The sequence below is a fragment of the Solwaraspora sp. WMMB762 genome (assembly GCF_049179115.1).
Classification (GTDB): domain Bacteria; phylum Actinomycetota; class Actinomycetes; order Mycobacteriales; family Micromonosporaceae; genus Micromonospora_E.
Window position 1 is genome coordinate 2,210,169 of sequence record NZ_JBMHMD010000001.1, and the last position, 18,583, is coordinate 2,228,751.

Below are 18,583 nucleotides of genomic sequence, written 5' to 3' on the forward strand. Positions count from 1 at the left end.
CCACCTCACAAGTCTTCATAGGGATTGAACCCGTCGCGCTTCATCTGGGCAGCCGCCCGGCCTTGCGCACTACTGCAAGCTCGGCATTGCGGAAGAAGGATCTGCGGGACAATCAACTGCGGCCGCGCAGGAACAATGAAGGCCGAAACCGGCTGATGGTCCTTGACCCACGTACCACTAGGGAAACCCGACGAGGTCGCCGAACATGAGTGACACCCACGTTTGTTACCGATTGCGTTGACGTCTCTGATCTCCTGGGCGGTGAAATCACGCTCCGGACCGCGTGCTGAGATCGATTCATGCGCATTGGGTCCGGGGACAAAGAGCTTGCAAGCATCTCCATACCCGCCCTTCCTTCCGCCGATGTTGTGGACGAGGACGGCGTGGTCGCCCGCGATGACATGGTACGTGTGGGTGTGGGCGACTGTCAGGTCGCGCATCTCCCGTTGGTCGCGGCGTGTCTGGACCGATACGACGGTGGCCTCGCCGCGGCCGGCTACCCGCAGTCGGGCACCCGGCTTGAGGTCGCCGGCGTTGACCCACGTCTGCCGGTTGTCGTCCCAGAAGGGGTGGTTCGGTGTCGTCTCCACCACGGTGGAGGTGCCGTCGCTGGTGCGGACCCGTACGTCGGTGAGTTTGCGGTCGGTGTTGCGGTGCAGTTGGGTGACGGGTTTCGGCAGCGATGTGCCGGACACCGGGTCGGTCGCTATGACCTGGTCGCCGATGTTGATGTCGGTGATGGGGCGGGTGGTGCCGTCGGCCATCAGCACCCGGGTGTCGGGGGCGAAGCTGTGCGTACGGCATCCCGGACCCGACCCGCCACGACCACTTGAGGCGGACGGACCGGCGGTGCTGCCGCCGCGTCCGGGTGGGGCGCGTGCGGGGCCTGCTCCGCCGCCTTTGCGGCCGATGAGGTTGAGTCCCGGTACCGTCCCGAGGGCGGCGGCTTTCAGGTCGACGCGTCCGGTGGTGGCGGCCTGGGAGATGACGTCGGAGATGCCGTTCTCGACGGCGTCGCTGGCCAGTCGGGCGGTCACTCCGGAGCCGGCCTTGGCGGCGATCGCGGTGCCGACCTTCGCCGCGATCGCCCCACCGGCGCCGCCGGCCAGGCCCATGATCGCCCCCGTGCCGAGGGAGCCGAGGGCATCACCGACGGAGTGGATGTCGCCCTGCGCGACGTCCTTCGCCAGGTTGATCAACGCGCCCGCGCCGACCATGCAGGCGACCGCGCCGGCGCCGGCGGTGACCGCCGTGCACGCCAGCCCGGCGACGACGGCGCCGGCGATCGCGGCGACCTCCAGGATGGTGTCCTTGTGTTCCACCACCCACTTCTTGGTGGCGTTCGCCGCGTCCTTCACCACGGTGACGGTCTTCTTCACCACCCGGGTCGCTTTCGCTGCGACCTTCTTCGCCGCCTGTTTGACCTGGGCGACTTTCTGTTTCACCTTCTGTTTCGCCTTGGCGACCTCCTTCGCCACGTACTTCTTGGCCTGGTTGACTTTCTTCTTGACCTTCTTCTTCGCCTTGGCGTACGTCTTCTTGACCTTGTTCTTGACCTTCGCGGCCTTGGCCTTGACCTGGTTGACCTTCTTCTTCGCGGCGGTGGTGACCTTCCTCGCCGCGGTCTTCGTGACCTTCTTCGCCTTCTGGTAGGCCGCGCTGCCGTAACTCGACACGCTGGACACCGCCCGGCGGGTGACGCTGGACACCTTCGACGTCGCCTTCGACGCCAGCTTCGCCGCCGCCTTCAACGGGTTGCCCCAGTGCCCGGTCGGGTCGATCGTCGTCAACGGCGTGCCGTCGCCGTACTGGTAGCGGTTCGCCGCGATCGAGTCCGGCACCGGGCTGTTCGCGGCGGTGTCGCGGGTGTCGAACTGCCCGGTGTCGGTGTTGTACCAGCGGGCGTGCATGTTCACCCGCGACGTGGCCGCGTCGGTCCACTCCGACTGGTAGCCCAGACTCCCCACGATTCCGGTGCTGGCGAGGACCTTGCCGAGCGGGTCGTACGTGGTCGCCCCGGCCAGGGTGGTGCCGGTCGTCGTGAACTGACCGACCACGTCGGTGTGCAGATCCGTCCACACCAGCCGCTGCGTCCCACCCGCCGTACCGGCCACCACCTCACCCGACGGCCCCCGCACATACGTCGCCGTGTCGTCGGCCGCCAGGTCGTTACCGACCCCGGTGTACGCGAACCCCGGCCGTACCGCCCGACCCAACCCGTCGTAGTCGTAGGTGCGGGCCGGCCCACCACCGCTCACCTGCTGGCTGTGCACCTGGCCGAACGCGTCGGCGGTCGTGGCGACCGTGCCGGCGGCGGCGAGGGTGCCACGAGCGGTGTACGTGTACGCCGTCCCGTCGGCGGTCAGCAGCCGGTTCCGCTGGTCGTAGGTGAACAGCTTGGCGCCGTTCTGCACCCGGTTACCGGCCTTGTCGTACGCGTACACCACCGTCGCCGAACCGTTGTTCCACGACGTCAACCGGTCGGCCAGGTCGTAACTGTAAGTGTTGGTGACAGCGGCACCACCGAACCCGGTGGTCGTCTTCGAGACCAGGTTGTCGTTTTCGTCCCAGTCGTAGCCGATCGCCGCGATCTGCGTACCACCGGAGGTTTCCAACCTGTCCTCGGTGAGCCGGTGCAGGTCGTCGAAGCTGAACTCCCGACGGTTGCCGGTGCCGCCGTAGGTGATCTGCGAAACCTGGGACAGGTTGTTGTACGCGTACCCCATGGTCACGCCGGCGGTCGGGTTGGTCAGGCTGGCCAGCCGCCCGGCGGTGTCGTAGCCGTAGCTGGTGGTGCCGGCCGCGTCCTGCCGGCTGGCCAGCTGCCCGCTGCCGTTGTAGGTGAACGTCGAGTTGCCGACCGGGCCGCTGATCGACAGCGGCAGGTCCCGGTCGTCGTAGCTGATCGTGTTGGTGCCACCGCCGCCGGAGAACTCGGTCATCCGGCCGCCGAGGTCGTAGTCGAAGACCCGGTCGACGGTGGTCGCCTCCGCGCCGGAGCCTTCCTGGCGCAGCAGCTGGCCCATCTCGTCGTACTCGCTGCTGATGGTGACCCCGCCGGGCAGGAACTGGGTCACCGGTCGGCCGGCGGCGTCGTAGGCGACGCTGAACGTCCGGTCGGCCGCCGCCGGGTGCGCGGTGGTCGACGGCTCGATCTGCTTCTCCGGCAGATGCCACGGGTTGTACCCGGTCCAGAAGGCGTTGCCGCGCCCGTCGGTGAACCGGGTCCGGTTGCCGGACAGGTCGTAGCCGAACGTGGTGACGATCTCGTCGGAGCCGGAGATCGGCTGGGTGTGCTTCGTGAGCGCACCGGTGGCGTCGTACTCGAAGGTGGCGGTGGTGCCGCGCCCGTCGGTCGCGGCGGTCACGTTGCCGGCCCGGTCGTAGCTGGTGGTCTCCCGCACCAGCTGCACGCCGGCCGCGTCGTACATGGCGGTGGCCAGGACCCGGCCGGTCAGATCGTGCTCGACGTCGCTGTAGCTGTCGTCGGGCAGGGTGGTCCGGGTCATCCGGCCGGCACCGTCGTAGGTGTACTCGGTGGTGTTGCCGGCCCCGTCGGTGACGGTCAGCGGCTGCCCGACCGCGTTGTACGTCGCGGCGGTGGTCACCCCGGTCGGGTCGGTCACCTGGGCGAGCCGGCCCCCCGGGCCGTAGCTGTACGTGGTGGTGTGGTTGGTGCCGGTCTGCCGGACCACGTCCGTGCTGGTCTCCTGCCGGCCCAGGTAGTCGTAGGTGGAGCTGGCCACCGCGCCGGTCGGGTCGGTGGTGGTCAGCAGGTCCCCGGCCAGGTTGTACGCGTACCGGGTGGTGCCGTCGTTCGGGGTGACCACCTTGGTCAGCCGGCCCAGCTGGTCGTAGGTGTACTCGGTGGTCTCGTCGAACGGGTCGGTGACCGAGGCCACCTGCCCCGACGCGTCGTAGGCGTAGGTGATCTCCGGGGTGATCGGGGTGGCCGACCCCGGCGGGGTGTACGCCGGCAACTGCTCACCGACCACCCGGCCGTCGGCGTCGTAGCTGGTCACCGACCAGTTGCCGGACGGGTCGAGGGTGTCGGTGACCTCATCGAACGTGTTGTAGCCGACCCAGGAGGCGGCGTTGGCCAGCACCGGCGACGGGCTGTCGACCGACTGGGCGTACGCCGCCGGGGCGGTGGTCTTGACCGCGTTGCCGCCCTCGTCGTACGTGATGTACGTGGTGTCGCCGTTGGCGTCGGTGGCCGCGACGACCTCGCCGTTGGCGTCGACCTGGTAGCTCTCCCGTACCACGTGGGCGTCGGCTGCCGGTGCGGTGCCGCCGTGCACGGCGGCGACCTCGGTCGGGCTGAGCGCCTTCTGGTACGCCTGCACGTCGCTGATCTCACCGGGCCAGAAGTTGCCCCGGGATCCGTTCCACATGCCAGCGCCGACGACGAACGTGCCGCGGGCGGTGAACGGCTTCGCGCCGCCCTGGCTGCCTTCCAGGGTGCCGTCGACGTAGATGCTGATGGTGCCGGTGGCCGCGTCGTACGTCCCGGCCAGGTGGGTCCAGGTGTTCAGCGCCGGGGTGCTGGTGGACACGACGGTGACCGGTTGCGTCACGTCCGGCGCGTCGAGAGTGCTGGTCCGCAGCCGCCAACGGTCGGCGGCCTTGTCGTAGGCCAGGTCGAACGGGGTCTGCTGCTCGCCGTTGGCGGCGACCGCCTTGCGCAGGTCACCCTTGTCGGTCAGGTACACCCAGGCGGCCACGGTGAAGCTGCGTCCGGTGTCGATGACCGGGCCGTCGCTTTCGATGACCGAGCTGATGCCGTTGAATCCGGCGGCTCCGCCGTTGCCGGTGGTCCACCACATGCCGGGGACGGCCGTGCCGGGGCTGTTGCCGGCGGAGTCGGCGGCGGCGACCCCGGCGGTCTCGTCGAGCCGCCAGCGCAGCACCGGGGTGGGGTCGGCGATCGACGGGTACTCGGTTTCGGCGAGCACCTCACCGGCCGGGTCGTACAGGGTTTCGCTGAAGCCGACCGTGGCGCCGCCGGCGTCGGTCTGCCGTTCGGTGACCACGTTGTCGTCGGCGTCGTAGCCGTAGTGGGTGGTGCGCTTCAGCCCGTCCGGGTCGACGGTGGTCGACGTCTGCCGGCCGGCGGCGTCGTAGGCGTACGTGACGACAGTCGCGCCGTCGTCGGTGACCTCGCGGACCAGGTTGCCGGCCGCGTCGTACTCATTCGACTCGACGACGAACGACGAGCTGCCGTTGGTGCGGGTGACGTCGGCGATCAGCCCGTTGTCGGTGTACGTGTACTCGGTGATCCAGCCCATCGGATCGGTCTCGGCGGCCAGCCGCCCGGCCGGGTCGTACGACTTCGCCGAGATCAGCACGTCGGTGGCGGGCTGCGGGTCGTCCGGGTCACCGGTGAAGCCGAGCACCTTCGTGGTCAGCAGGTTGCCTTCGTGGTCGTACGTGTTGGTGGTGACGCCGCCGTCGTGGTCGGTCTCGGTGACCACCCGGCCGTACGCGTCGTAGCCGAGGGTGGTGACCGTGCCGCCCGGGGTGGTGGAGGTCTCCTGCTGGCCGTACTGGTTGTAGGTGTGCTGCTCGGTGCGCGGCGCGTCGCCGCCGGTCAGGTCGGCGACGGTTTCGGTGAGCACGTTGCCGTCGTCGTCGTAGGTGTAGGTGGTGCGGGCGGTGTGCACCGCGCCGGTGACCCGGTTGGTGACCGCCGGCCCGGTCTCGGTCGCCACCCGCCCGGCCGCGTCGTACGTGTAGGTGGTGGTCAGCCCGGCCGGGAAGGTGTCGCTGAGCTCCGTCTCGGTCAGCGTGCGACCCAACCCGTCGTACGTGAACCGGTCGATCTTGCCGCTCGGGTCGGTGACCTGGGCGACGTCGCCGTTGGCGTAGTACTCGACGGTCTGCACCGCGCCGCCCGGGGTGGTGACCCGGGTCGGCAGGCCGGCCGGGGCGATCCCACCGCCGTACGCGGCGGTGCTGGTGCCGTCGGTGTAGCCGGTGGTGGTGACCCGGCCCAGCGGGTCGGTGATGGTGGTCTGGTTGCCGCTGGTGTCGTAGCCGTACGACGTACGGTAGGTGTCGTCGGTCTCCGACGCCGACCGCCCGTCGCGGACGGTGAGCAGCAGGTCGTTGCGGGCGTCCGGAGTCAGCGTCGTGGTCGTCGCGTCCGGGTAGTAGGTGTAGTACACCGACGAGCACTTGTCGGCTGACTGGTCCTGGCAGCTGACGCTCTGCTTGGTGTTGCCGCGCACGTCCTGGAACGTCTGCGTCCACACCCCGCGCGGGTCGTAGACGAGGCTGCTGTAGCCGCCGACGTCGTAGCCGAACTTGGTGACGTTGCCGAGCGCGTCGGTCTGCGCCACCGGCCGGCCGCCGTTGACCAGGTCGTAGCTGTAGGAGAGGGTCTCGCCGGTGGGGCCGGTGACGGCGACCTGGGACACCGGCATCGGGATCGCGGTGGCCACCCCGGAGATCATCGTGACGGCGACCGGGGCGGTCTGCTGCGACGCGGCGTAGTGGGCGGTGACCTGCGCCTGGCTGAGTTCGCTGCTGAAGAACGCCGCTTCGGCGATCTGCCCCGGGAAGTAGCTGATGTCCCCGGAGGTCGACGGCCAGGTGCTCGGGGTGAAACCGGTACCGAGGTACGCGTAGGCGGCCGGGGTGCTCTGGCCTCCGTAGTTGAGCGTGCCGACGAGGTTCCCGTCGAGGTAGAGCCGCTGGGTGCTGGCGGACAGGGTCATCGCGACGTGGTGCCAGTTGCCGTCACGGACACTGCCGGTGGTGGTGATCGGCGGATGGGTGTTGCCGCACCAGCACCACTTGCCGCGCAGTTTGCCGTCGGCGCCGACGTACAGCGCCGGAATCCGCTCGTTGGCGACGAGACCGCTGGTGATCGAGTTGGTCTGGAAGCTGTAGAGAACACCGCTGGAGGTGCCGCCGGTCGGCATCCTGAACCACATCGACACCGACGCCGGATCGGTGCCGCCGATGCGTTCCGGTGGCAACTCGACGTACGAGCTGGTGCCGTTGAAGGAGGCGGCGGTGGCACCGGCGAACGGGCCGTCCGCGCCGAGGGTCACCTGGTTGTAGGTGGCGACGCCACCGTCGACCTGGTTGACCGCCTCGGTCACCGCTACCTCGCCGAGACGCCAGTAGTCGGCCGGCTTCGCGCCGAGCACCGAGGCGGCGTACACGTCGGCGCTGCCGGCGACGGTCGGGGTGCCCATCGTCCAGACGCCGCCGTTCTCGTCGGTGACGGTGGCGACCCGGCCGGTGGTGCCCTGGTAGGTGACCTGCGCGGTGACGCCGCCGGTCGGCCGGGTCACCGTCGACAGCACCGGATGGGTACGGGTGCCGGCGGTGTGCAGGGCGGCGACGGTGGCCGCCGGCAACGCCTGGTTGTGGAACGCCACGTCGGAGATCGAGCCGGAGAAGTAGCTGGCCGCCGCCGGGCTGACCCCGCTGTTCTGGTGGCCGGGCCAGTTGCCGCCGATGAAGCCGGCACCGACGTGGATGTTGTCGGCGTTGTCGGGCAGCTGCATGATGATGCCGCCGAGGCTGCCCTGGGCGACACCGTCGAGGTAGAGGGTCTGGGTGCTGCCGGCCCCGGCGAGCGCCACGTGGTGCCAGTCGCCGTCGTTGACCGGCGCGGCGGTGGTGATCGCGGCGGCGGCGTTGCCCTGCCAGAACTGGCCGCGTAGCTTGCCGTCGCTGCCGACGTACAGGGCCGGCACGTAGGTGGTGGGTGTGGTGCCGGCGGTGACCGGTGCGGCGCTGTAGCCGAACAGCACGCCGTTGACGGCGGTGGTGCGGAACCACATGCTGACCGTCTGGTACTGGCCGTCGGCGACCAGGTCGCCCGGCAGCTGCAGGTACGACGAGGCGCCGTCGAAGGCGGCGACGGTGGCGGTCGAGCCGGGGCGGGCCGCCGGCTGGCCGAGGGTCACTGCGGCGTACCGGGCGTTGTCGATGCCGGCGTTGGTGAGCACCGCGCTGCGGGCCACTGTCTCCCCGGCCGGCTCCGACAGCGGCCAGTACGAGTACGGCCCGGTGTCCAGCACCGTGTTGGCGTACGGGGAGATGCTGGTGTGGCTGTACCCGTGGCAGGCGCTCGGGCCGGTCGGCGGGCAGACCTGCGTCAGGGTGTCGTCCGGGCCGTACGCGTACTGCCAGGTCTCGGCGCTGGCCGGGGTGCCCGGATCGGCCGGGTCGGTGGCGACGGTGGTGACGTGCGGGTGCGCCGAACCGGTCGGGGTGTCCCAGGTCAGCCACAGCGACCGGCCGGATGCGCTGGTGATCCGGCTGGCCAGCCCGCCCGTGTAGTCGACGGTCAGCGTGCGGCCGTTGGCGTCGGTGACCGCGGTCAGCCGGAACACGCCGCCGCCGGCGGACTGCCCGAACGTGTAGACGGAGGCGTCCTTGTCGGTCAGCGTGTAGCCGGTCAGGGTGGTGCCGCTGCGGGTCTCGGTGAAGGTGGCGAACCGGCCGGACGGTGCGGTGAACGTACCGTCGGCGTTGCGGCCGAACGCGATGTCCTGCCCGGTCGGATACGTGACCAGCACCGACTGGACGCTGCCGGTGGCGTCCGGCACGGCGGTGGCCCGCACGTCGAGCAGGCTCGACCAGCCGGTGCCGAACGCCGACGTACGCCGGGTGTCCAGACTGTTGTAGCTGCGGGTGATACTCAGTGACGGGCCGACGGTGGCGACCGTCGCGTCGGTCGCCGAGGTGGTGTAGTTGCCGATGCCCGGGTCGTAGCCCTTGCCGGCGTTCTGGCTGAGGTTGCCGGCCAGGGTCGGTTGCGGCACGCCGGTGGTGAACGCGTACGCCGGGTATACGGCGCTGTAGCTCACCTGGTCGTGCACCCGGACCGTGTAGAGGTAGGTCTTGTTCCAGGCCAGGGTGCCGCTCGGTACCCGCCACGACGGGCTGGTCACCCAGCCGGAGTTGGCCACCACGGTGGTGCCGGTGCTGTCGTAGACGACGTACTGGTGGCGCAGCCCCTGGTTGGGCCAGGCGTCCGGGTCCTTGGACCGGACCAGCAGTTCCGGGGTCAGCGTCGGAGTCACCGCGTTGTTCGCCGGGTAGCGGACGTTGACCTGCGGCGCGACGTTGTCGGTGTAGGTCAGCTCGACGTACGGCTTGTAGGCGCCGCCGCCGTAGTTGGCCGAGGTGAACCGCTTCCAGCCGTTGGAGTCGGTCTCCGAGGCGGTCAGCGCGAGCCCTTCGTTGACCCCTCCGGTGGACCAGTCGTTGAAGGTGGCGACGTTCAGCGGCACGGTCACCCACTTGCCGACACTGCGGTCGCCGGAGGTGTTCTGGCAGGACGGATAGTTGTCGGTGACGGTCAGCGAACCGATCGAGCTGGAGATCGCCGGGCCGGGGTGGCTGGCGGTGGACAGGTTCGCCACCGTCCACGCCTGGTTGACCCGGTGCACGGCGAAGGCCCGATGCTCGGAACAGCTGTAGGCCCAGGTCAGGTAGAGCTTCAGCTTGGCGGCGGTAATCCGCTTGCCGATGAACCCGTCGTCGTCGAACTCGTCGAAGTGGATGAACGAGCGGGCCTTGACGCCGCCGCCGTCGTAGGTGCCGACCGGCAGGTTGTCACCGTTGTGGTTGGTGGTCTGGTTGTCACTGTCGACGTACACGTCGCCGGTGGTGCCGGTGGTGGCGGTCGGGTCCACCCGGACGGGGTAGACCCGGGCCGGGTCGTCCAGCCAGGCCCGGTCGGCGGTGACCTTCAGCGCCTGGCCGCCGCCGGGCTGGTCGACCAGCTCGAAATCGACGTCGGGCGACTGGGCCGGCGCGCCGGAGTGCGGGTCGACGTTGCTGTCCTCCATGAACCCGCGCGGGAACCAGACCCTGGCGTCGCCGTCGGCGTCGACCAGCTCCACCCAGCCTTCGGCGGTGAGCCGGGGCGTCAGCCCGGTCAGGTCGAGCGGGAACGTCCAGGTCGACGGGGCCTGCGGTGAGTGCAGGACCAACGTCTCCTTGAGCCCGGCGTCGAAAGTGATCAGCTCCAGGTCGGTGTCCGGCAGGATGTCCCGGTAGGTGGCGGTGTTGCCGTCGGTCTCGGCGACGACATCGGCGGCACCGTCCAGCTCGTAGGCGACCCGCTTGCCGTCGGGCAGCGCCAGCACCCCGAGGTCGGCGTCGCCGGTGCTGCCGGCAACGCTCACCTGCAGGCTGTTGGCCCGCATGTGCAGCCGCCCGTCGCGACGCTCGACCAGGTCGGTGTCGATCGGGCGCCAGCTGCCGTCGCCGGCCCGGTAGTTGACCGGCCGGCTGTAGGTGCGCACCGTCGTGGAACCGTCGGCGTTGTCGTAGACGTCGGTGCGGGCGGTGGCCTCGTCGGCGTCCCGGCGGCTGGTCGCCGCGTCGAATCCGGGCTCGGCGACACCGGTCGGGGTGGTCGGCACCGTCGGGTCGTGCGGCTGGTACGGCGGCAGCGTGTCGGCTGCCTGGCTGACCCGGCGACCCGCGCCGCCGGCTGCGGTGGTCTCCCCGGCCGGCACGTGGTGCTCACCGGTGAACGGTGCCGGTCCGGCCATCACCGGCGCGCCGAGGGCGGCGGCCGCCGCCGACCACAGCGGACGGTTGACGGCCCACGACCACAGCCACGACGTCGGCCAGGAGTCGGCCGGTACGGCACCGGCCGGCACCACCACGGTCAGTCCGAAGAGCAGCAGCGTCAGGGTCGCGATCCGGCGGGACGCACGACTGATGGCACGGCGCATGGCCGCCCTCCCCCGTGTACTAAGACTGTCCGACGTTGATCACGCCGACATCGGACAGTCTCCGACGGCACTAGCGGAGCGCACAAGCATCCGTACGGAGGGTTGACTTAGATCAACCGACGGCGATTTAATCCCGGGCTCAGTCGTCAGCCGGGTCACCGACCGCAGCCGCGACCAGGTCGCGTACCCGCTGCTGAATCGCGGCCGGATCGGTGTCGGACACCACGGTCACGTTGCCGGCGTCGCCCGCCGGCTGGCCCTCGGCGACGAGTACGAAGTCGACCTGCGGGTAGCGGGTGGCGTCCCCGACCGTCGCGGCGGTCGGCGCCTCGCCGACGGCCAGGACCAGCTGACACTGGCTGCCAGCCAGGCTGGCGAGGTATCCGGCGGCGTTGTCGGCGGTCTGCGGCCCGTTCACTTCGAGGAACTGCACCCTGGCCCGGGTCTGCAACGAGGCGTCCTGCATGCCGGCCCAGACCGGTGCGGCGGCCGGGTCGGCCACCCCGGCGGATCCGGTGAGCAGGCAGGCGGTGACGTCACGGTACTCGCGGGCGCGGGGCTCCTCGGGATCGTCCGGCCACAGCACCACCGTCAGCAGCACCGCCACGACGACGACCAGCCCGGCACCGCCGGCCAGCAGGGCGATCCGCGCCCGACGCTGGCCGAGGTCATCTGTCCGCTTCGACACGTCGGCACCCTACCCGGTTCGGTCCGGCCCTGCCCGGTGCGCCCTCTCGCACTCGAGTGTTCAGTACATGTCGTACTCGGCCCGCGACAGCCGGAATCCATGGCCGCTGTACTCGCTGTAGCATTCGACACCGGACGGCTCGCTGATACAGACGACCGCGCCGGTCCGCAGCCCGTGGCCGTACTCCAGGACGAAGTCGTACTGACCGCCGGGGCCGTCGCCAGCGCATAGGAAGTAGGATTCACCGTCGGATTCGACCTGGACGGCGCGGCCATAGTCGAGTTCGCAGTCCGGCGGGGTCTGCACCGCCCATTCCTTGTCGACGATGTCACAGCGGGCTGCTTCGCCGTCGTACGCGGTGGCGGGGTCGAGCCGACAGATGATGTTGTGTGACGGGGCGGCGAAGATGACCGGATCGGTGATAACGACGATGACCGGATCGGGCGGCGCAGGCGACGGCGACGGCGACGGAACCGGGGACGGCGGTTGCGCCCCGACCGCTGGCGGCGGTGTCGGGCCGTACGCTCCCGGTTGGAACGCGGTCGGCGGAAGCGCGGTGCAGTAGCGTGCCATCGTCACCAGCGCGGTACTGGCGCGGGTCATGTCGCCGGCGCGCAGCCCGGCTTCGGCTTCGCGTGACATGCTCCGTAACACCAGATCGGGGGTTGCCCGCGCGGCCATCGTCACGTCGGCTTCCCGGACGCCGTAACTGCCGTCCATCACCTCGCTGAGACTTCCGGTGCGGGTCGCGTCGACCAGCGCGATGCATGCCTGGGTCATCGCCACCGGCTCGGTGCCGGGGTCCGCCAGCCGGTCCAGTACGGCCTGTGGGACGGGCGTCGCCGCCGACGTGAACATGGCGGTGAACCAGACCGGAGTCCCAGCATAGGCAAAGAACCCCATCGCGGTCAGAACGGGCAGGAACATCGCGAGGACCACTGCTCGACGACGGGCCGGTGGTTCCTGACGCCGATTGCTGGACATCCGATCGGTGACCGCCCGCAGCGAAGATCCGGCCAGGACCGCCGTGCCGGTGCCGAGCGCCAGCACGGCGAACGCGAGCATCGACATGCCCCCGTTGGTCACTTCCGGCAGGTCTGACGACAAGATGCAGTCGACCCCGGACGAGTCGACTCCGCACAGCGCCAGACCCACGTGCAGGTAGACGAGCGGGACCGCGGCCAGCGCCGGAATGACCATCCCCAGCAGACTCGCTGCCAGGACGACACCGGTGCGGCGGCGGCCACCAGCCGTCCAGCCGACGGTTACTCCGGCGACGACAGCGACCGCACCGGCCACGGCACTCAACAGCAACAGCGCACCGATCAGGGCCGACTGCTCGCCGGTGACGTACGACTCGATCAGACTCCGTCTCAGCATCGGATAGACCGGCCATCCGGCGACGGCGAATCCGGCGGTGACCACGCCGCTCAGCACAAGCGCCGACAACAGCGGGGTACGGGGACCACGCCACACCACGACAAGGTAGGCGCACGCCCACAGGATCGTCAGCTGCAGCGCCGGGTTCAACGCAATGGTGAACATGACCAGGGTCAGCGACCGCAGGCTCGGCACGCCGACGACGACCATCTCATTGACGAGGAACCAGAACGCCAGCCACAGCGCGACGAGGATCGCCGACTGGATCACCCCGATCCAGTAGGCACGGCGGCCGGCGTCGTGCCGCATCCGGGTCCACGCACCGAGCACCGTCCAGCGCAGGTAGACCAGGGTCATCAGCAACAGCAGCAGGGCGGTGGCCACACCGATCAGCGGCGCGGACTGGACGATCGGGCGCCAGCTGCCCACGAGCGGGAACGGCGGGGCAAGATATTGTGCGGCCAGGACGCCGCCGGTGAAGGCGACCGCGAACCGGCCGGTACGCGGCGGCGGTTCGCCGAGCACGACGCTGCCCTGCACCGCCCGCCACACCGCGCCAGTCACCACGGCGGCCACCAGACCACCGAACAGCAGGGCGACCAGCCAGCCCCGCACATGCACACTGCTGCTCGCGTCCACCAGCGTGAGGACGTAGTAGGCGGGTGGGTAGCCGAAGCCAAGGAGCAGGCCGACGGCTGCCCCCAACGCCGGGCTCAGCCGGTACACCCTGGGTGCTCCGTGCAGTACGGCGATCCGGTTACGGATGCGCGGGTGGTGCACCGACCGCAGTTGCCAGCGCAGCCAGCCGAGTGGTGTGCGGCTGACGGGACGGTCGGGGATGGTCCGCAGCACCGCCACCAGGTCGTCGGGCGGGGCCGACCGGGCGACGTGCAGATCGGCGTAGTACTCACGGGTCCTCAGCACCGCGACACGGATCAGCCACATCATCACGATCAGCACGGTCATCGGCCAGACCAGGCCGATCAGATCGGCTGGTCGTAGGGCGACGGCGACAGCCGACGGGACGCCGACCACGGCCAGGAAGGCCCACCAGACCGCGATGGTCATCGACGTCAGGTCGACGTCCCGGTTCGCCAAGTGGCCCAGTTCGTGATCGAGCACCGCCCGCAGCGTGCGCTGTGTCTGGGGGGTGGCGCGCAGCAGACGTGCGTCGAGCAGGATTCGGTAGTGCCGGAGCCGCCCGAAGGTCCGGGCGAGACCGACCAGTGGTGCGACGCTCACATGGACCCGTACCCGATGTCCTGATGCGGCGACGGCCTCGCGGACCAGTGCCGCAGCGGACGTGGCGGCCATCGTGTCGAGTAGCAGGACTCCCCGGCGGAGCACCCACCAGGGGGTGGCCAGGTAGATGATGGCGGTGACGACCGCCAGGAGCACCCCGGGCACCACCAGGTACGCGGCGATACGCAGGTTCACGCCGTACTGGCAGCGGTCGAACGCGGCGACCAACGCCGCCGGCTCCACCGCTTCCACCGTCTCGTAGGCGCGGGCGCCGCACTGGAAGAGACTCGCGCCGAGGTCGGGCTGGTAGGCGACACCGATCCAGTAGTAGGCATAGCCGGAGCTGACCAGTGCGGTCAGGATCAGCAGCAGGAACCGGCCGGCGGTGGCAGGTGGCAGCCGGAACGCGTCGGCGGCGGTGAGCGCCCGGCCGGGCGGGTTCCCGGTCATTGCCCGGTTGGATCTTCCATCAGTTTGGCTGCCAGGGTGATGGACAGCCGGGTGCCGGTGTCGGTGGACAGACCGCAGCTGTGGGCCAGCTGCCTGGCAAGTTCGCCGACCGCCGCCGCCTCACCTGGGGTGAGCTTCGGCAACGGCGTGGCCTCGGCGGCCGGGGCCGCTGAGGTCAGCTGACGGGCGAGCCGACGGCTGGCCAGCCAGCGACCCAGGTCGTTGATCTGGTGTTCGGCGTAGCCACTGAGGACATTGGTCGCTACCCCGTTGAGGATGATGAGGGCAAGGGACGCCACGAGCTGGCCTGCTTCGACGGCGCCAAACCCGAGGGCGGCGTCGCGGCCCTTGCCGAGCAGGATGCCGCGCACGGTGGCCCGGCGGGAAATGTCGCTGCCGTAGAAGCTGTGGGTCACGGCTGCCAAAAGATCCAGTTCGTCGGATGCCACATCGGCCACGACGTCCTGTAGAGCATCTGCGATTGTCGCCACCGGACCAGCGTATTCCGACGGTCCACGGAGGATAATTAGCCGATCATACGTGCCGTGCCACCCTGTCGACGGCATCGGGGTGACCTGTGCCGCCGATGGTCGGGCCGGTCGGCCAGAGTGCCGTCAGGTCGGCCGGGGCCAACGGGCCCTGGTACGCGGCCCGCAGCACCGCCGTACGGGTCTGTGGGTCGCCCCGGTCGGCGAGCGCCACGAACCAGTCGACGCCGGCCGGGTACGCCCACAGGTACGACCGCAGCTGCGGGTCGACGCCACGGTCGGTCAGCGCGTCGCCGATCTCCTCGTCGGACCAGAACGGCACCCGCTGCCGGGCCCACGCCACGCAGTCGGCGACCGGCACGCCGTCGTCGATCGCCCGGTGCAGCCCGGCCCGGACCAGTTGGGTGTAGTGCGTCAGCCGCACCCGCGCCACCGCCGCCGGGTCGTCGCCGATGACGAACAGCGGCAGCGCCTGCGCCAAGCCCTCCAGCAGCACCTGCGTGTTCGTGTGCACCGACAGCAGGCGTACGGCACCATCGTCCACGGTAGACCATCGGGCGTACCAGCTGGCCGACTGCAGGGCGTGGCCGAGCACCTCGTGCAGCGCGAACACCCGGGCCTGCGTCTCGGTGAACTCGGCGCGCTGCCGGTTCAGTCGCAGCCGGGCGGCGGTGCCGGCCCCGTCCAGCCAGTACGACCAGTAGGCGTCGACGTCGACCCGTTCGATCGTCAACTGGTACGGCGCGGTGGTGCCGGTCGCCGCCCGTACGAGGGGTTCCAGGTCGGCCGCCGCCTGCTCGATGGCGTCCGGGACGTCCTGGCGGCGCAGGACGCCTTCGGCGCGGGCCAGTTGGCCGGGGAGTCGGTCGTCCCAGTCCACCCCGAGGTCGGCCAGGCTGGTCCGGGCCCGGTCGCCGACCGCCGCCAGGTGGTCGTCCGGCCAGCCCGCCGCGCCGCAGCCCTGGGTCCGCCGGATGTAGTCGGTCAGCGGCAGCCGCTCGCCGAGCATGGCCCGCAGGTAGGTGATGTCCGCGTCGATCCGGGCCCGCAGCCGGTCGTCGGCCCGGCAGTCCGGCTCGTCGGAGACGGCGGCCAGTTTGTCGGAGACGGCGGTCAGTTCGGCCAGTACGGCGAACCTGCTGGTTGCGGGGGTGGGCGGTGGAGCGGCCGGGTCGAGCGGCGCGCAGTCGTAGTCGATCACCGGGGTGGCGCCACGTCGGCGCTCGTAGCCGTCCCACGCCCGCAGCGTCGCCTCGACCCTGTCCCGTACCGCCATCGTCGTCACGTTCCCCATCCTCGCGTACCGACTGGCACAGCCAACTCCCAGCTGGGATCCAGCGGGCTGCGGGCAACGGTGGTGAGGGTTGGTCGCAGATACGCACGACACCTGACAGTGAGCCATCTGCACGAACGGAGAACCGGATGCGACGCGACTCCCGCCGGGACACCACCCCGCGCTACCAGGGCCGCCCGTTGCCCAGGCCGGACGAGGAAATCGTCGACCAGGGCCTCGGCTTCGACCTCGGCACCCTGCTGGGTCGCCGGCAGGTGCTGCGGGCGTTCGGCCTGGGGGCCGCGACCCTGGGCCTCGCCGCCTGCAGCGCGAACACGGGCGCCAGCGGCGGCACCTCGGCGGCGGCCGCGACCGCTGCGGCGACCGGCGAGATCCCGGACGAGACCGCCGGGCCGTACCCCGGTGACGGCTCCAACGGGCCCGACGTCCTCGAACAGAGCGGTGTCGTCCGCAGCGACATCCGCTCCAGCTTCGGCGAGTCCAGCGGTACGGCCGAAGGAGTGCCGCTGACCCTGGAACTCACCGTCACCGACCTGGCCAACGGCGGCACTCCGTTCGCCGGCGTCGCCGTCTACGTCTGGCACTGCGACCGCGAAGGCCGCTACTCCATGTACTCCGAAGGCGTCACCGACCAGAACTACCTCCGCGGCGTGCAGATCACCGACACCGACGGCAAGGTCACCTTCACCACCATCTTCCCCGCCTGCTACACCGGCCGCTGGCCGCACATCCACTTCGAGGTCTACCCCGACGAGGCCAGCATCACCGACGCCGGCAACGCCATCGCCACCTCCCAGGTCGCCCTCCCCCAGAATGTCTGCGACACCGTGTACGCCGAACCCGGCTACGAATCATCGGTCACCAACCTCGCCCAGCTCAGCCTCGACACCGACAACGTCTTCGGCGACGACGGCGGGGCGAGCCAGCTGGCCACCGTGACCGGGGACGTCTCGGCCGGCTACGCGGCGACGTTGGTGGTGCCGGTCGACACGACGACGGAGCCGACCGGCGGCGGCGCGGCTCCAGGCGGTGGCGGCCCGTCCGGTGGGCCGGCGGGTGGTGGACCGGCCGGAGGCGGTCCCGGCGGGGCGCCGCCGAGCGGCATGCCGTCCTGACCTGCCACGTGCTGCCGCCGGGTCAGCCGCCCCCGCCACCTCCGTCGCCCCCGCCGGAGCCACCGGTGCCACCGCCACCGCCACCGCCACCGTCACCGCCGCCGTCGCTCCCACCGGCACCGTCGCCACCACCGCTACCGTCACCGGTTCCGCCGCTGCCCTCCGCCGCGCACCAGTCGGTGAAATGCAGGGTCGGTCGGTCCACCTCGGTGAGCCCCCAGGTGGCCGGGTCGAACAGGTCGGTGTCGATCTCGCGGTCCCGTACGGTCCGTTGGCCGGCGCTGATCGCGAGCAGCTCGGCCCGGGGTGGGGCGAGCGCCTCGCCGAGCACGGTGAACGCCGCCCGCAGCGCGTCGGCGACCGACGCGGGGTCCGGCCGGTGGTCGTGCCACCACCCGGGACGGGTCACCGGCGCGCTGGGCAGGTCCCGCTGGGAGCCGGCGAGCCAGAGCAGTTCGTAGGGCAGGCCGACGGCGGCCGGGGCGCGGCCCCGGCGGTGGCGACCGTACCGGCGGTACCGGCGACGGGCGCGGCGCTGGCGTGCTGAGGCGGCCCGGCCGGTCCCGGTGCGGATGACCTGCTTCGGCAGCGCGTACCGCACCAGGCCGAGCAGGCTCCCGGCGAGCACCATGACCAGGACGGAGAACACCAGCGCGGCGAAGTTTCCGCTGCCTTCGAAGACCTGGACGAGGACGAACAGGCACAACAACAGATACCCGACCTTAAGGAGGCGGAAGATCTCCTGGGGCTTGACCGCCGACAGGTATCCGGTCTCGGTGAGTCGGGCCCGGGTGGTCGCCACGATGAGTGGCGCGACCGGACGGTCCCCCGGTCGGTCCAGGGTCAGTTCCCGGCCGGCGCCGTCGAGTTGTCCGAACAGGGCGGTCAGGATGTCGCGCTGCCCGGTCGGCAAACCGTCGCCGGGCCGGGCCGAGCGGACCAGGGTGACCGACTCGCTGGACCGGCCGGCGTGAACGTCGAGGTAGCCGGCCTCGGCCAGCTCGACGACGGCTGCGGCCAGCGCCGTACCGCTGTGCAGCACGGTTCCGTCGGTCAGGACGTAGATGTCCAGCAGCGGTGGCGGTCCGGACGGCTCCGTTTCGATGCCGGCGCCGCCGGCTCGCTTCGTCACGTCGGCCATGGCACCGAGTGTGACGACCCTGCGCCACCGGGTGGCAACTGAGGCAGCTCGGTGGCGGGTCGCCCTGCCC

7 protein-coding genes are annotated in these 18,583 nt (G+C 70.6%); 1 reads left to right on the forward strand and 6 read right to left on the reverse strand.

Annotation, left to right across the window (positions count from 1 at the left end; translation table 11 throughout):
• Positions 1-5: 5 nt before the first annotated feature.
• The 5 genes from ACN27J_RS09730 to ACN27J_RS09750 all read right to left on the reverse strand — a co-directional run bounded on the left by ACN27J_RS09730 (position 6) and on the right by ACN27J_RS09750 (position 16,248).
• Positions 6-10,715 (reverse strand): LamG-like jellyroll fold domain-containing protein, encoded by a 10,710-nt coding sequence (locus ACN27J_RS09730; RefSeq protein WP_421365300.1) that lies wholly within the window; start codon positions 10,713-10,715, stop codon positions 6-8.
• 139 nt (positions 10,716-10,854) lie between these two features.
• A complete protein-coding gene (locus tag ACN27J_RS09735; protein ID WP_421365302.1) occupies positions 10,855-11,403 on the reverse strand; it encodes a hypothetical protein in 549 nt (182 codons plus the stop codon).
• A 60-nt stretch (positions 11,404-11,463) separates the two neighbouring features.
• The gene (locus ACN27J_RS09740; protein ID WP_421365304.1) at positions 11,464-14,475 is read right to left on the reverse strand and encodes a DUF6636 domain-containing protein; all 3,012 of its coding nucleotides are present in this window, start codon (positions 14,473-14,475) and stop codon (positions 11,464-11,466) included.
• Positions 14,472-14,966: a hypothetical protein gene (locus ACN27J_RS09745; RefSeq protein WP_421365306.1), complete on the reverse strand. Its 495-nt coding sequence runs from the start codon at positions 14,964-14,966 to the stop codon at positions 14,472-14,474. The genes ACN27J_RS09740 and ACN27J_RS09745 overlap by 4 nt, the downstream gene beginning before the upstream one ends.
• A 43-nt stretch (positions 14,967-15,009) precedes the next feature.
• Positions 15,010-16,248, reverse strand: a complete 1,239-nt coding sequence (locus ACN27J_RS09750; protein ID WP_421365308.1) for a hypothetical protein — start codon at positions 16,246-16,248, stop codon at positions 15,010-15,012.
• 137 nt (positions 16,249-16,385) lie between these two features.
• On the opposite strand from ACN27J_RS09750, the gene ACN27J_RS09755 reads away from it, so the two are divergent.
• Positions 16,386-17,372, forward strand: a complete 987-nt coding sequence (locus ACN27J_RS09755) for an intradiol ring-cleavage dioxygenase (protein WP_421365310.1) — start codon at positions 16,386-16,388, stop codon at positions 17,370-17,372.
• 22 nt (positions 17,373-17,394) lie between these two features.
• On the opposite strand, the gene ACN27J_RS09760 is transcribed toward ACN27J_RS09755, so the two are convergent.
• Positions 17,395-18,513, reverse strand: coding sequence for a hypothetical protein (locus ACN27J_RS09760; protein WP_421365312.1), 1,119 nt, complete (start codon positions 18,511-18,513; stop codon positions 17,395-17,397).
• Between the last annotated feature and the right edge of the window lie 70 nt (positions 18,514-18,583).

What these genes read in the sequence shown, in the direction of transcription:
- ACN27J_RS09730 (WP_421365300.1), bottom strand. Translation starts at nt 10,715, where the DNA reads ATGCGCCGTGCCATCAGTCGTGCGTCCCGCCGGATCGCGACCCTGACG.
- ACN27J_RS09740 (WP_421365304.1), bottom strand. Translation starts at nt 14,475, where the DNA reads ATGACCGGGAACCCGCCCGGCCGGGCGCTCACCGCCGCCGACGCGTTC.
- ACN27J_RS09755 (WP_421365310.1), top strand. Translation starts at nt 16,386, where the DNA reads ATGCGACGCGACTCCCGCCGGGACACCACCCCGCGCTACCAGGGCCGC.
- ACN27J_RS09760 (WP_421365312.1), bottom strand. Translation starts at nt 18,513, where the DNA reads ATGGCCGACGTGACGAAGCGAGCCGGCGGCGCCGGCATCGAAACGGAG.